This window comes from Chelatococcus composti, from assembly GCF_014201415.1.
GTDB classification, from domain to species: Bacteria; Pseudomonadota; Alphaproteobacteria; order Rhizobiales; family Beijerinckiaceae; genus Chelatococcus_A; species Chelatococcus_A composti.
The window spans coordinates 1-13,739 of record NZ_JACHEH010000006.1 but is presented as its reverse complement, the minus strand read 5'-3'; the positions used below and the strand labels follow the sequence as shown (position 1 = coordinate 13,739).

General features: G+C 67.1%; 10 protein-coding genes. 3 read left to right on the top strand and 7 right to left on the bottom strand.

Translation table 11 applies throughout. The features are described 5' to 3' along the window. Positions 1 to 5: 5 nt before the first annotated feature. The 7 genes from HNQ73_RS13295 to HNQ73_RS13265 form a co-directional block, all read right to left on the bottom strand. Positions 6 to 1,061 carry an ABC transporter ATP-binding protein gene (locus HNQ73_RS13295; protein ID WP_183335376.1) on the bottom strand — a complete coding sequence of 352 codons (1,056 nt, stop codon included), beginning with the start codon at positions 1,059 to 1,061 and terminating at the stop codon, positions 6 to 8. A gap of 3 nt (positions 1,062 to 1,064) precedes the next feature. Then, the gene (locus HNQ73_RS13290; RefSeq protein ID WP_183335375.1) at positions 1,065 to 1,922 is read right to left on the bottom strand and encodes an ABC transporter permease; all 858 of its coding nucleotides are present in this window, start codon (positions 1,920 to 1,922) and stop codon (positions 1,065 to 1,067) included. Next, positions 1,922 to 2,863 (bottom strand): ABC transporter permease, encoded by a 942-nt coding sequence (locus HNQ73_RS13285; protein ID WP_183335374.1) that lies wholly within the window; start codon positions 2,861 to 2,863, stop codon positions 1,922 to 1,924. The genes HNQ73_RS13290 and HNQ73_RS13285 overlap by 1 nt, the downstream gene beginning before the upstream one ends. A 156-nt stretch (positions 2,864 to 3,019) precedes the next feature. Next, positions 3,020 to 4,555 carry an ABC transporter substrate-binding protein gene (locus HNQ73_RS13280; protein WP_183335373.1) on the bottom strand — a complete coding sequence of 512 codons (1,536 nt, stop codon included), beginning with the start codon at positions 4,553 to 4,555 and terminating at the stop codon, positions 3,020 to 3,022. A 41-nt stretch (positions 4,556 to 4,596) separates the two neighbouring features. Further along, on the bottom strand, positions 4,597 to 5,358 hold the full coding sequence (locus HNQ73_RS13275; RefSeq protein ID WP_183335372.1) for a creatininase family protein: 762 nt from the start codon (positions 5,356 to 5,358) through the stop codon (positions 4,597 to 4,599). 8 nt (positions 5,359 to 5,366) lie between these two features. Beyond that, on the bottom strand, positions 5,367 to 6,515 hold the full coding sequence (locus HNQ73_RS13270; protein WP_183335371.1) for a mandelate racemase/muconate lactonizing enzyme family protein: 1,149 nt from the start codon (positions 6,513 to 6,515) through the stop codon (positions 5,367 to 5,369). A 402-nt stretch (positions 6,516 to 6,917) separates the two neighbouring features. After that, entirely contained in the window at positions 6,918 to 7,802 is an 885-nt protein-coding gene (locus tag HNQ73_RS13265; protein ID WP_183335370.1) for a MurR/RpiR family transcriptional regulator, read from the bottom strand. A 240-nt stretch (positions 7,803 to 8,042) separates the two neighbouring features. Between HNQ73_RS13265 and HNQ73_RS13260 the strand changes: the two genes are divergently transcribed. The 3 genes from HNQ73_RS13260 (at position 8,043) to HNQ73_RS13250 (ending at position 13,257) form a co-directional block, all read left to right on the top strand. Next, a complete protein-coding gene (locus HNQ73_RS13260) occupies positions 8,043 to 8,837 on the top strand; it encodes an SDR family NAD(P)-dependent oxidoreductase (RefSeq protein ID WP_183335369.1) in 795 nt (264 codons plus the stop codon). Between the two features lie 219 nt (positions 8,838 to 9,056). Then, positions 9,057 to 10,166 carry an efflux RND transporter periplasmic adaptor subunit gene (locus HNQ73_RS13255; protein ID WP_183335368.1) on the top strand — a complete coding sequence of 370 codons (1,110 nt, stop codon included), beginning with the start codon at positions 9,057 to 9,059 and terminating at the stop codon, positions 10,164 to 10,166. Between the two features lie 16 nt (positions 10,167 to 10,182). Then, positions 10,183 to 13,257 carry an efflux RND transporter permease subunit gene (locus HNQ73_RS13250; RefSeq protein WP_183335367.1) on the top strand — a complete coding sequence of 1,025 codons (3,075 nt, stop codon included), beginning with the start codon at positions 10,183 to 10,185 and terminating at the stop codon, positions 13,255 to 13,257. The last annotated feature ends 482 nt before the right edge of the window (positions 13,258 to 13,739 follow it).

Genomic DNA, 13,739 nt, shown 5'->3' with positions numbered 1-13,739 from the left:
GTCGGTCACAGCAGCTCGTGCCTGAAGCAGCGGGAGAGGTGGCCGGGGCCGGCCGGCACAAGGCCCGGCGCCTCGCGTTCGCAGCGCGGTTCAGCCAGCGGGCAGCGCGGCGCATAGGTGCAGCCGGGCGGCAGGGCGAGCACGCTCGGCACGTTGCCTGGAATGGGCTTCAGCATCAGCCGTTTCCCGTCCGCCGTCCGGTCGCGTTCGGGGTTGGGAATGCAGGCGAGCAGGCCCTTGGTATAGGGATGGCGCGGGCGTGCGAAGAGCGCCCCGACCGGCGCCTGTTCTACGACGCGGCCAGCATACATCACCGCCACCTCGTGGGCGATCTCGGCGACGACACCGAGATTGTGGGTGATGAACAGGATGCTCATGCCGATGTCGCGCTGCAGACGCCGCATCAGGTCGAGGATCTGCGCCTGGATCGTGACATCAAGCGCGGTGGTCGGCTCGTCGGCGATGAGAAGGGCCGGGTTACAGGACAGCGCGAGCGCGATCATGACGCGCTGGCGCATGCCGCCCGACATCTCGTGCGGATACTGGTCGAGCCGCTTCTCGGCAGCCGGGATCTCGACGAGTTCGAGCATCCGCCTGGCGCGCTGGCGCGCCTCCTGCCGGGAGACCGGCTCGTGCAGGCGGATCATCTCCATGATCTGGTCGCCGACGGTGAAGAGCGGGTTGAGGCTCGTCATCGGCTCCTGGAAGATCATGGCGATCTCCTTGCCGCGGATGGCGCGCATGCGCTTCTCAGGCAGGCTCGCGAGATCGACGACCGTGCCGTCGCGCAGGCGGTAGAGGATCCTGCCGGAGACGATGCGTCCGGGGTAGGCGAGGAGCCGCATGATCGACAGGCTCGTCACCGACTTGCCGGAGCCCGATTCACCAACGACGGCGAGCGTCTGGCCGCGGCGCACCGTCAGCGTCACGCCGTCGACGGACTTGGCCGCCCGTTCGCCGACGATGAAGTGGGTGTGCAGGTCGTCGGCACGCAGGACCACATCCTCGGGCAGCGTCTCGGCGAGTGGGGAGGGGGAGGGGGCGGACAGGACGGCGGCCATCGCTCAGAGGTCCTTCCTGAGTCGCGGGTCGAGGAGGTCGCGCAGTCCGTCGCCGACGAGCTGCAGCGACAGGACGGACAGGATGATGGCGACGCCGGGGAAGATCGTCATCCAGTCGGCCTGGCCGACGTACTGGCGCCCGGCGGCGATCATCGTGCCCCAGGTCGGGATCTCCGGGCTCACGCCGACGCCGAGGAAGGAGAGACTGGCCTCGGCCAGCATGGCGTAGGCGAAGATGAAGGTGGCCTGCACGAGGATGGGAGAGACGAGGTTGCGCAGCACGTGGCGCGTCATGATGCGCCACGTCGGCACGCCGAGCGCGCGCGCCGCCTCCACATAGGGCAGTTCCCGGATCACCAGCGTCGAGGCGCGCACGATGCGCGCAAGACGCGGCGCATAGACGATGCCGAGCGCCACGATGACGGTGGCCAGCGAGGGGCCGAGCGCAGCCACGAGCGCGATCGCGAGCAGGATGTCGGGAAAGGCCATCATGGCATCGACGATGCGCGCGATCACCGTGTCTGCCCGGCGGAAGAAGCCGGCGACGATGCCGAGTGTGATGCCGATGACTCCCGCGAGGGCCGTCGCCGCCGCGCCCACCGTCAGCGACAGGCGGCCGGCGTAGATCGTGCGGCTGAAGATGTCGCGGCCGAACTCGTCGGTGCCAAAGAGCCAGGTGGCGCTCGGCGGCTTGAGCCGGTTGACGATGGACAGCTTGTTCGGTGCGTAGGGCGCGATCAGCGGCGCGAACAGGGCGAGCAGCGCGATGGCGAGGATGACGGCGAGGCCGATGGCCAGCGTCTTGCGCTGTAGGATGAGCGTCGTGATGCGCGGCGCGGGCGTGATGCTGACAGCAGCCATCAGTAGCGCACCCGCGGATCGATGAGGATGTAGAGCATGTCGATGCCGAAATTGATCAGCACGTAGATCGCCGCGATGACGAGGAGCGCGCCCTGGATGACGGGATAGTCGCGCCTCAGAACGGCCGAGACGACCAGGTTGCCGATGCCCGGCAGGCTGAACACCGTTTCCGTCACCACCGCGCCCGACACGAGAAGGGCGGCGGTGAGGCCGATCACCGTCAGCACGGGGATGAGCGCGTTCTTGAAAGCGTGCTTCATGACGACGCGGAACTCGCCCATGCCCTTGGAGCGGGCCGTGCGCACATAGTCGTCGTTGAGCACGTCGAGCATCGAGGCGCGCGTGAAGCGCGTGATCAGCGCCGAGGACACGATGCCGAGCGCCACCGCCGGCAGCACGAGATGCGACAGGCGCGTGAGGAAGGGCGCGTCGGGCCCACCGTAGCCTGCCACAGGGAACCAGCCGAGACGCACCGCGAAGACCTGGATGAGAACGAGACCGAGCCAGAAGCTCGGAATGCTCGCCGCGAACATGGCAAAGGTCGTTACCGCCTGGTCGAACAGTGTGCCGCGCTTGTAGGCCGACAGGATGCCGACCGGCAGCGCGATGGCGCTTGCGATGAGAATCGAGAAGAGGGTCAGGAAGAAGGTGGGCTCGGCCCGCTCGGCGAGCGCCTGGGTCACAGGCATGTCGAGGAAGATCGACTGGCCGAGGTCGCCCCGGGCGAGCTGGCCGAGGAAGAAGAGGTATTGCACCGCAAGCGGCCGATCGAGCCCCAGGCGGGCACGCAGCGCCGCGATGTCGGCCGGCGTCGCGTCTGGTCCAAGCATGACCGCCGCCGGGTCGCCCGGGGCGATGCGGACGATGATGAAGACGATCGTCACCACCGTGAACATCACGGCGAGCATGCCGAGTAGACGCTGCAGGATGTAGCGGGTCATCGCTCCACTCGCTGCCGGGAGGGGCGGGGCCTGATTGAGTGGCAGGCCCCGCGGGCCGGCAAGATTATGGCCTTTCATCCGCGGGCGTCACCCGCCCGGTGCCCTCCCCGGCGATGGGGGAGGGCGGCGCGCCGGCGCGTGGGCCGGCGCCCCGTCTTACTTTTCGAGATAGGCGTTCCAGAAATACGGCCAAGGCGAGGCGTCATAGCCCTTCAGCTTCGGCGACTTGGCCGAGAGGGCGCTGAAGTCACCCACCTTGTAGAGCGGGGCCTGCTCGTAGAGCAGCTTCTGCAGATCGGCAAAGAGTGCCTCGCGCTTCTTCTGGTCGAGCTCGGCGTTGAGGGCGACAAGCAGCTTCTCCTTCTGCGGGTTGTCCCACCAGCCCGGGTAGGTCGACGGCAGCGGGGCGATGAGCGCCGGATCGGGCAGGAAGGGGCTGTGGGTGATGAAGATGTCCCACAGGGCCGGGTCGGCACGGCGCTGCACCAGCGTCGCCCAGTCGACCACCTGCAGCTCGACGGCGAGGCCCGCCGCCTTCAGGTATTCCGCCGCCACCTGCGCCATCTTGTAGTGGAACTCGTACTGGCGGCTGGTGAGGATGCGGATCGGCTGCTTGCCGTCGTAGCCGGCCGCCTTGGCGAGCTCCTTGGCCTTCTCCGGGTTGCCCTGGTTGTAGGCCTCGGTGCCGGCGTCCGTGCGCCACGGATAGCCCTGCGGGTAGAGCGCGCCGTCGACAGTGTAGAACTCCGGCTTGCCAAAGGCAGCGGCCAGCATGTCCTCGGCGTTGAGCGCGGCCTGCACGGCCTTGCGCATCTCCAGCTTGGTCATCAGGCCCTGCTTGTTGTTCATGATGAACATGGGCCAGCCGAACGACTTGAGCAGGATCGGCTCGGTCTTCTCCTGGCCGTTGAGGCGGTCGTAGGCCTCGACGGGCAGAAGGTCGGCATAGTCATACTGGCCGGCGATGGCGCCCTCGACGCGCGTGTTCGCGTCCGGCACGGGCACGAAGCGGATTTCGTCCAGATACTGCTTGCGCGCGCCGCCGAAGCCGTTCGGCTCGCCCTCGCGCGGCTTGTAGCCGTCGAAGCGCACGAGCTGGATGTACTGGTCGGCCTTGCGCTCCTTGAGCATGTAGGGGCCGGTGCCGATGTACTCCTTGAGCGGGTTGTCCATCTTGCCGGCGGGCATGATGACGGCGGCGGAATTGTTGAAGGCGAGCAGCGCGGTGAGGGGCGCGAACGGCTCCTTCAGGCTGAGGCGGACGGTGTAGTCGTCGACCGCCTCAAGTCCGGCGAGGTTCGGCTGCACCAGCTTGCCGCGCGAGGCGAGCTCGAACCAGCGGTGCAGGGAGGCGACGACGTCCTTGGCCGTCATCTCGCTGCCGTCGTGGAACTTGACGCCCTTGCGCAGGGTGATGGTGTAGACGCGTCCGTCGGCCGAGACCTCCGGCAGCTTCTCGGCCAGCAGGGGCGTGACGTTCCAATCCTTGTCGAAGGTGAACAGCGTTTCGAAGAAGTGCTGCGTCACCGTGCCGAGAAGGTCACCCGTCGCCACGGTCGGATCGAGCGAGTTGAGTTCCCCGATCATCGCGACGTTGATGATACCGCCGCGCTCCTGGGCCAGGCCCGGGAGCGCCGTAGCGAAGGAGAGGCTCGTCGCTGCGAGCCCCGCCAGGACCAGCTTTCTGAACATGTGGCACACCCCTCTGTTGGTTGCCGGTGGAAACTTTTTCTTCAGCGCGCCCGGCCAAGCGTCGAGACGACGTGGGCGAGCTGGCTCACCACGGCCGCGGTGATCCTCTCTCCTTTTTCTGCGCTTGCCTTCGACGGGTCGCCCACGACACCCGTACCGCCCGACATCTCGTGCATGGAGCGGAACATGGCCCCGCGGCTGGCGCGGATCATGTCGGCCTGGGCCCAGTCGTGTGTGGGGACATAGCTCATGCCGCTGACCAGCGCGCGACGCACGCTGTCGGGTGCAGCATGGAGCATCAGCGAGGTTTCAAACTCGCAGGCATGGTTGATGCCGGCAAAGTCGCTCTCGCGGATCTTCTCGAGCTCGGGGGCGGCGAGCCGCCACCATGTCAGCATGGCGATGCGGCAGTCGCGGTGGCGCGCGCCGAAGCTCTCGAGCAGCACCTGGCCGATGGCCTGGTTGCCCCCGTGGCTGTTGAACAGCACGAGGTTGCGGAAACCGTGCCGCACGACGCTTTCCAGGATGTCACCCACATAGGCGAGGAAGGTTTCGTGGCGAACGGTGAGCGTGCCAAGAAAGTCCATATGGTGCTCGGAGCAGCACACCTTGACCTGCGGCAGGATCAGCACCCGGTCGCCCAGCGCCTCGTCGAGCCGGGCGAGGAAGTGGCCGCCGATCTCGACGTCCGTGTCGAGCGGCAGGTGCGGCCCGTGCTGCTCGACGGCGGCGATGTTGAGGACGACGGGGATCGACCGGTCGAGCGCGGCGATCTCGTTCGTGGTGAGTTTTTCCCAGCGCATCGGCGACCTCAGGAGATGGTGCGCTGGGCGGTGCGGAAGCGCGCGATCGCCTCCTCGTCCAGCTTCACGCCGAGACCCGGCCCATCGTCCGGAATGCGCACGAAGGGCGGCTCGAAGGCGAGCGGCTTCTCGAGGAGGTCATGCGTGCGGATCATGCGGCCGAAGATGTCGCTCGGCCAGATGCAGCTCTTCGCCGCCGCCGACTGGTGCACGTACATGGCCTCGAGGATGCCGAGGTCCACCTCCGAGCCGTGCCAGCAGTAGAGGCCGGCTGTCGAGGCGATGTGGTCGAGCGCCTGGAACTTGGCGAAGCCACCGTTGAAGTTGAAGCCGTCGACGGCGTTGTGCGCGATGGCGTTGATGGCATCGTGCGGCCGCTGGCCCTGGTAGACATACGGCAGGGAGACGTGCAGCACGATCGGGATCGAGGAGAAGCGGCGCAGTTCTGCGAAGTCAAGCAGCATCCAGCGCGGCAGCGGATCCTCCAGCAAAAGCACGTTGCCGATGGGCTCCAGCTCGCGGATGATGCGCCGCGCGTTGCCGGCGTTCTCCCAGCGCTGGTTGGGGTCGAAGATGACCTTCATGCCCGGCGCGTGCTCCTTGATGCGGGCGCACCAGCCGGCGACGTCATCCTCGAGGTCGCATTTGAACTTGATGACCTTGTAGCCCTGCTCCCAGTAGCGGCGCACCCAGGGGCCGACCTCCTCCTGCGTGCGGTGGCTCGACCAGGCGCTGACGGGCACGCGGTCGCGGATGGCGCCGCCAAGCAGCGCATGCATCGGCACGCCGAGAGACTTCGCGTAGGCGTCCCAGATGGCGCATTCGAAGCCGTCGTATTCCCGGCAAAGCGGAAGCGGCAGGTCCTGCAGCGGGTAATCGAGGATGGAGGTGCCCAGCAGGTTGGCGCAGATCGCCTCGATGCGCGGCCATTCGTGGTCGCGGTAGAACTCGCCGAGGCCGACGGTGCCGTCGGCAAGCGTCATGCGCACGATGAGCTTCGGCAGCTCGTCGAACTGCGTGCTCCATGCCGCCTTGCCACCGACAGGCAGCATGTGAAGCGGCTTTGCGAGGCTCTCCGAATTGATCACGCCCGGATGGGCCGGGACGATGACTTCGTCGAAACGGAAGGAAACAATGGTCTTGTCGGAGCGCTGCATGCTTCGCATTCGCCAGGTTGGAATTGGAATTGGCGCACTATGTAGTTTTATTACCACCGTGTCAATCGGCCCCCGAAGTCCGGGGTGGCCGTGCGCCGGCATTGCACGACGGCGTGCAGGATGCTCGAAATGGCGAGAATACAAAGCATTTATGGCGTATTGCGGCATGCGCGGCCCAAGATTCCCGGGCTCCTGCCGGTTGGGGCGCGATGGAGGGGTATGTAATTTAATTACTCGATTGGAGTGCGATGGTCTCACCGGGCGCCGCTGCATTTCCGGCCGTAGCGAAAAGGCGCGCTGGCAAAGCCTTCCGGGCCTGCCTGTCCGCCGCCTCTTATGCCGTTGCTGCGTGAAAAACCTGCCGTGCGCCGGCTGCAGTCGGCCAGCGCAACGCCGCTGAAATCAGTCGCCGACGGGCTGGCTCTCGGTCGAGCCGTGCAGGTCGACGAGTGTCATACGGGCGCGCCAGAGCTTCTTGGCCACACTCTTCATGCGCCGGGCGCCGATCAGCGTCGCCAGGCAGTCGAGCACGAACAGCTGCCCGTAGCGGCCGCGATTCGGCATGTAGAAGAACTTCTCCTCGTCGAAGGCGATGAGGGGGACCACCACCGTCGATCGCTCGGCGAGCGGTGTTCCGGGAGCCGTCACGGACACGACAGCGGCGCCAATGCCGCGGGCGATCTCCGCCGCGTCGACGAGTGAGCGCGGCTTGCCGGTGACCGAGAAGATGAGGAAAGCGTCGTCCGGGCTGGACGTCGCCGCGATGATGCGCTGCTTGTAGGGGTCGGCGGTGGCCGAGGCGGCAAGATCGAGGCGGAACAGCCGGTTCTCGGCCTCCTGCGCGACGTTGGCCGAGCTGCCGCCGACGCCGAAGCAGAAGATGCGGCGGGCCTTGTTCAGCACGTCGACGGCCGCCTCGAGCGCGGCCGGATCACGCTGCGCGAAGGCGCTGGCGAGCGCCTGGGCCGTGGCCTCGTAGACGTGCTCGGCCACCTCGCGCCCCGTCTCGGCTGGCGCCGAGCGCTCGGCGACGAGGTACATGCGTCCGATGGCATAGTCCTGGGCCAGGCGAATCTTGAAGTCGGTGAAGCCCTTGCAGCCCATCCGCCGCGCAAAGCGGATGACCGTCGGCTCGCTGACCTCGGCCTTGCCGGCGAGCTCCTTGGTGCTGAGCCGCGTGGCCGCATCGATGTCGTGCAGGATGACATCCGCCACCGCCCGGTCGGCCCGGTTCATCTCCGGCAGCTCAAGGCGCATGCGGTCGATGAGGCTGGCGGGGTTGCGCATGCTGTCTCACTCTCCGCGACGCGAAACGGCCACAGGCCATGTCGGACGGTAGCGCCAAACGGGGCCTTGCGACAATTCCGTGGGCCCGGTCACGCATTCCCCGTTGTGTACGACGCGAATGTGGCAGCGCGGGCGGCGCGTGTCCCGCCCGCCTTGCGCGGGCCGGGCAGGCGTGCTCGCATGGAGCTCCGAGGGGCCCGTTGCCGGGTCGGTACGGGTCGGTAGCAGACAGGTGGGAGGATGCCGGACGAGCGTGGCCTGCAAGCGCCGAACCCCTTCGCGGACCTTGCCGGAAAGGTTGTGCTCGTCACGGGCGCATCGTCCGGCCTCGGGCGTCACTTCGCCCGCGTGCTCGCCGGCCACGGCGTTCATATTGCCGTCGCCGCCCGGCGGCTCACGCTGCTCGAGCCGCTCGTCGAGGAGATCCGCATGGCCGGCGGCGAGGCCGAGCCCGTGGCGATGGACGTGCGGGACATTGCCCGCGTCCGCGAGGGCATTGCGCAGGTGCTCGCGCGCTTCGGCGCCATCGACGGGCTCGTCAACAATGCGGGCATCGCCCGCACGCAGCCACTGCTTGAGGAAACACCGGAAGCGTGGGCGGAGACCATCGACACGAATCTCACCGGTGCGCGGCATGTCGCCTGCGAGGTGGCCCGGGTGATGATCGCCGCGGGCGGTGACGGGGCGATCGTCAACGTCGCGTCCATCCTCGGCCTGCGCCAGGGCGGCCAGGTCGGCTCCTATGCCACGTCGAAGGCGGGGCTGATCCAGCTCACCAGGCAGATGGCACTCGAATGGGCGCGTCACGGCATCCGTGTCAATGCGCTGGCGCCGGGCTACATTGAGACGGATCTCAACCGCGACTTCCTGGCGAGTGAGGCCGGGGCGGCGCTCGTCAGGCGTATTCCGCAACGGCGCTTCGGCCGCATGCAGGATCTCGATGCTGTGCTGCTGCTGCTCCTGTCGTCCGCCTCGGCCTACATGACGGGGGCGGTCATCCCCGTCGACGGCGGGCATCTCCTGTCCGCTCTTTGAGCGATTGCCTGCAAGATGCGCCGCCCATGCCGGTTCTTTGATGACAAAGATTTAATTTGGCGCTTTCCGTAAGCCGCCACATAGCTAACATACAATCTCGAATTCGAAGGGCTCGGCCGCATCGGGCCGCTGGACGGAGCCGTCCGGACGCGTTTGCGACATGCCGGGACAAGCTCGTTGTGCTCCATCGGCGATGGGCCGGCGAAGTTAGAGGACGGTATGCGCAAATCGGTCGTAGTTGCCATTGCATTGCTCGCGGCCGCCGGGGCCGGGGCCTACCTGCTCAACGGGGGCAGGCTTGACGGCCTGTGGACGACGCTCCAGTCGAACGCCTCGGCCCAGGGCCAGAGTGGGGCGACGCCGCGCGGCGCACCGGCCTTCGCTGTCGAGACCGCGGTGGCCAAGCCGGCCGTCTCGACGGTCGACATCCGCTCCATCGGCAGTCTCGCCTCGGACGAATCGGTCAAGATCGCGTCGGAGATCGCCGGCCGCATCTCGTCGATCGCCTTCAGCGACGGCCAGGCGGTCAACGAGGGGGACATCCTCTTCAAGCTGGACGGCAGCCTGACCCAGGCCGAGATGGACGATGCGCAGGCCAAGCTCGACCTCGCCCTCGCCAACTACGAGCGCACCAGCACCCTCGCGCGTTCCGGCAATACCACCCAGCGCGCCAACGACGAGGCGGTGGCCAACCTCGCCATGGCGCGCGCTGCCGTGGCGCTCATCAAGGCCCGTTTCGACAAGCTGACGATTCGCGCTCCCTTCTCCGGCATCGTCGGCATCCGCACCGTCTCAGTCGGCGCCTATGTCACGACCGGCCAGCCGCTCGTGAACCTCGAGAAGATCGACACCCTCAACGTCGACTTCAAGGTGCCGGAGATCCATCTCGCCGACATCTCGGTGGGGCAGGCCGTCGAGGTGACCGTCGACGCCTTCCCCGGCCGCACCTTCGCCGGCGTCATCGAGGCCATTGACCCGCTGGTGGACGTCAACGGACGCGCGCTCAGCGTGCGTGCCCGGGTGCCCAACCCAGACCTCGTGCTCAGGCCGGGGCTCTTCGCCCGCATCGTCATCAAGGGCAGCAAGGAGCGGCAGGTGGTGACCGTTCCCGAGGAGGCCATCGTGCCGCGCGGGAAGGACATCTTCGTCTTCCGCGTCGAGGACGGCAAGGCGGTGGAGACGCGCGTGACGCTCGGCAACCGCTACAGCGGCCTCGTCGAGGTCACCGAGGGCATTGAACCGGGGGCAGTGGTCGTCACGGCCGGCCAGCAGAGGCTGCGCGACGGCGCCAACGTCGAGGTGGTGGCCTCGACCGCCGCCCAGGGCTGAGCGGAAGGGAATCGAGATGCGCCTGCCGGAGATCTGCATCCGCCGTCCCGTCTTCGCCACCGTCCTCAGCCTCATCCTCATCCTCGTCGGCATCGTCTCCTACGACCGGCTGACGGTGCGCGAATATCCCAACGTGGACGAGCCTGTGGTCTCCGTGACCACAAGCTATCCTGGCGCGTCGGCGACCATCATCGAGAGCCAGGTGACGCAGGTGCTCGAGGGCTCGATCGCCGGCATCGCCGGCATCGACATCCTCGAATCGACGAGCCGCGCCGAGTCGAGCCGCATCACCGTGCGTTTTCGCCCGGACGTCGACATCGACGTCGCCGCCAGCGATGTGCGCGACCGCGTGAGCCGCGTGCGCCGCCGCCTGCCGGACGAGATCGACGAGCCGACCATCGCCAAGGTTGAGGCGGACGCCCAGCCGATCATCTACATCTCCTTCATCGCCGAGGGGATGGATGCGCTGGAGCTGACGGACTACGTCAACCGCTATGTCGTCGACCGGTTCAAGAACCTCAACGGCGTTGCCGACGTCACCATCTTCGGCGAGCGTCGCTATGCCATGCGCATCTGGATCGACCGGGAGAGGCTCGCCGCCTACAACCTGACGGTCCAGGATGTCGAGAACGCCCTGCGCAGCCAGAACGTGGAGCTGCCGTCGGGCCGCATCGAGAGCCAGATGCGCGAGTTCACGGTGTTGTCGCGCACGGGGCTGACCACAGAGGAGCAGTTCCGTGACATCGTGGTCAAGCGCGCGGACGGCTACCAGGTGAAGATGGGAGAGGTGGCGCGCGTCGAGCTCGGCGCCGCGGATCTCAGGCGCGACGGCCGCTACAACGGCAACCCGACGATCACGGTCGGCATCGTCAAGCAGGCTGTCGCCAATCCGCTCGACGTCTCCAACGCGGTGCGCGCGGTGCTGCCGGTGATCAACGAATCGCTGCCGCCCGGCGTGACGGCCGAGATCGCCAACGACAACGCCGTCTTCATCGACCGCTCGATCAAGGCCGTCTATCACACCATTGGCGAGGCCATCGTCCTCGTCGTGCTCGTGATCCTCTTCTTCCTGCGTTCGCTGCGGGCGTCGATCATCCCGATCGTCACCATCCCCATCTCGCTCATCGCCACCTTCACGCTGATGTATGCGATGGGGTTCAGCGTGAACACGCTCACCCTGCTCGCCATGGTGCTCGCCATCGGCCTCGTGGTGGACGATGCCATCGTGGTGCTGGAGAACATCTACCGGCACATCGAGGAGGGCATGACGCCCATCGCCGCCGCCATCAAGGGCTCGCGCGAGATTGCCTTCGCCGTGGTGGCGATGACGCTGACCCTCGCCGCGGTCTATGCGCCGGTCGCCTTCTCGCCCGGCCGCACGGGGCGGCTCTTCCTCGAATTCGCCCTGACGCTCGCCGGCTCGGTGCTCGTGTCAGGCTTCGTAGCCCTGACGCTGACGCCGATGATGTGCTCGCGCCTGCTCAAGCACAATCCGAACCCCGGCGTCATCTTCTCCACGCTGGAGGGGCTCCTGTCGGCGCTCGAGCGCGGCTACCGCCGGGCCCTCGTCGCCTCGCTGAAGGTGCGCTGGCTCGTGGTGCTGCTGGCTGCCGGCGTGGCCGGCATGAGCGCCTTCTACTTCACCCAGCTGCGCTCCGAGCTCTCGCCCGTGGAGGATCGCGGAGCGGTGATGCTGCGCGGCAGCGGCCCGGAGGGCGCGACACTCGCCTATACGACACGCTACGCGAAGGAGGTCGAGAAGCTGGTGTCGCAGTATCCCGGCGTCCGCTCCACGCTGAGCATCGTCGGCTTCCCGGAGGTGACCGACTTCATGGCCTTCGGCCGCCTCGCCGACTGGGACGAGCGCAGCATCAAGCAGCAGGACATCGTCGCTGACCTGCAGCCGAAGCTGCGGCGCATCGCCGGCGTCAACGCTTTCGCCATCAACCCCGCGTCCCTCGGGCAGCGCGGCTCCTCCCGCCCCATCGAGTTCGTCGTGCAGACCTCCGGCACCTACGAGGAGCTGCAGAGCTACGTCGACAAGCTGATGGAGCGGATCGAGACCTGGCCCGGTCTCGTCAACGTCGACACGGACCTCAAGCTCAACAAGCCCGAGTTCCGCATCGAGCTCGACCGGGCGAAGGTGGCCGACCTCGGGCTCGACATTGCTGTCGTCGGCCGCACGCTCGAGACGCTGCTCGGCGGGCGGCAGGTGACGCGATTCGAGCTCGATGGCGAGCAGTACGATGTCTACGTGCAGCTGGCCGCGGAGGACCGCGCCTCGCCGGAGACGCTGTCGACCATCTTCCTGCGCGCGCCGAACGGCGAGATGATCCAGCTCTCCAACGTGGTGAAGGTCTACGAATCGGTGGCGCCGAAGGAGTTGAAGCGCTTCAACCAGCTGCGTTCCGTCACCATCTCGGCCAACCTTGCGCCCGGCTACACCATGGGTGACGGCATCGCCTTCCTCGAGCAGGCGGCCAAGGAGGTGCTGCCCAACCAGGTGCAGACGGACCTGACCGGCCAGAGCCGCGAGTTCCGCGCCTCTAGCCAGTCACTCGCGCTCGTCTTCGTGCTGGCGCTCGCCTTCATCTATCTGGTGCTCGCGGCACAGTTCGAGAGCTTCCGCGATCCCGTCATCATCCTGCTGACGGTGCCGCTGTCCATGACGGGCGCGCTCGCGGCGCTCTACTACACAGGCGGCACGCTCAACGTGTTCTCGCAGATCGGCCTCGTGACGCTCGTCGGGCTCATCACCAAGCACGGCATCCTCATCGTCGAGTTCGCGCACCAGCAGCAGGAGGCGGGCCGCGACCGGCTCGAGGCGGTGATCGAGGCCGCCGCGCTGCGCCTGAGGCCCATCCTCATGACGACCGGGGCGATGGTGCTCGGTGCCGTGCCGCTCGCCTTCGCCCAGGGGGCGGGTGCAGAGAGCCGCCAGCAGATCGGCTGGGTCATCGTGGGGGGCATGACGCTCGGCACCATCCTGACGCTTTTCGTCGTGCCGACGGTCTACAGCCTCATCGGCAAGCGCCAGCACGCCGGCGAGGAAGCGGTGCCGGCCGCGGCCGCGGCGCATCCGGCGGAATAGGAGAGGGCCCGGCAAGCGCGAATCCGGCCGGCGAGGCGAGTCGCTCGGGAAATTTGGCAAGGGGGCGGGCTGGAAAGGGAGTTTTCCACGCGTCAAACCGAGGCGAGGCAAGGGATCGGCGGCTTCTGTGGAAAATGGCGCAAGAAGCCGCTTGACCTTTCCGGGCGATTTGAGCATAAACCGCCACACACGACGCGGGCCGCAGCGATGAGCCGCCGGCCGATGCGTCACTCGCCTCTCCGGTTGAACGGCTTCCAACGCCGCTTGACAAAGAGGCACAAGGTCCTCCAAGACCTGAGACATGAACCGGGCGCTGAGCAACCGCTGGGTGCCGCAGGTTCCTCTGTCGCTGATATAGTGCGAGCCCATGCTGGTTCGCGGGCAACTTCGGTTGCCGTTGCTCTTTGACATTGTTGAGAGAGGAAGAGAAGCGTAGGCGGCGGTATTTTTGCGGCCTGTCTTCTGGGGGTATCCTGAGAGGG

Excerpts from the sequence above, each read along its gene's own strand:
- HNQ73_RS13250 (WP_183335367.1), top strand. The coding sequence starts at position 10,183 with ATGCGCCTGCCGGAGATCTGCATCCGCCGTCCCGTCTTCGCCACCGTC.
- HNQ73_RS13285 (WP_183335374.1), bottom strand. The coding sequence starts at position 2,863 with ATGACCCGCTACATCCTGCAGCGTCTACTCGGCATGCTCGCCGTGATG.
- HNQ73_RS13290 (WP_183335375.1), bottom strand. The coding sequence starts at position 1,922 with ATGGCTGCTGTCAGCATCACGCCCGCGCCGCGCATCACGACGCTCATC.
- HNQ73_RS13280 (WP_183335373.1), bottom strand. The coding sequence starts at position 4,555 with ATGTTCAGAAAGCTGGTCCTGGCGGGGCTCGCAGCGACGAGCCTCTCC.
- HNQ73_RS13260 (WP_183335369.1), top strand. The coding sequence starts at position 8,043 with ATGCCGGACGAGCGTGGCCTGCAAGCGCCGAACCCCTTCGCGGACCTT.
- HNQ73_RS13255 (WP_183335368.1), top strand. The coding sequence starts at position 9,057 with ATGCGCAAATCGGTCGTAGTTGCCATTGCATTGCTCGCGGCCGCCGGG.
- HNQ73_RS13275 (WP_183335372.1), bottom strand. The coding sequence starts at position 5,358 with ATGCGCTGGGAAAAACTCACCACGAACGAGATCGCCGCGCTCGACCGG.
- HNQ73_RS13265 (WP_183335370.1), bottom strand. The coding sequence starts at position 7,802 with ATGCGCAACCCCGCCAGCCTCATCGACCGCATGCGCCTTGAGCTGCCG.
- HNQ73_RS13270 (WP_183335371.1), bottom strand. The coding sequence starts at position 6,515 with ATGCAGCGCTCCGACAAGACCATTGTTTCCTTCCGTTTCGACGAAGTC.
- HNQ73_RS13295 (WP_183335376.1), bottom strand. The coding sequence starts at position 1,061 with ATGGCCGCCGTCCTGTCCGCCCCCTCCCCCTCCCCACTCGCCGAGACG.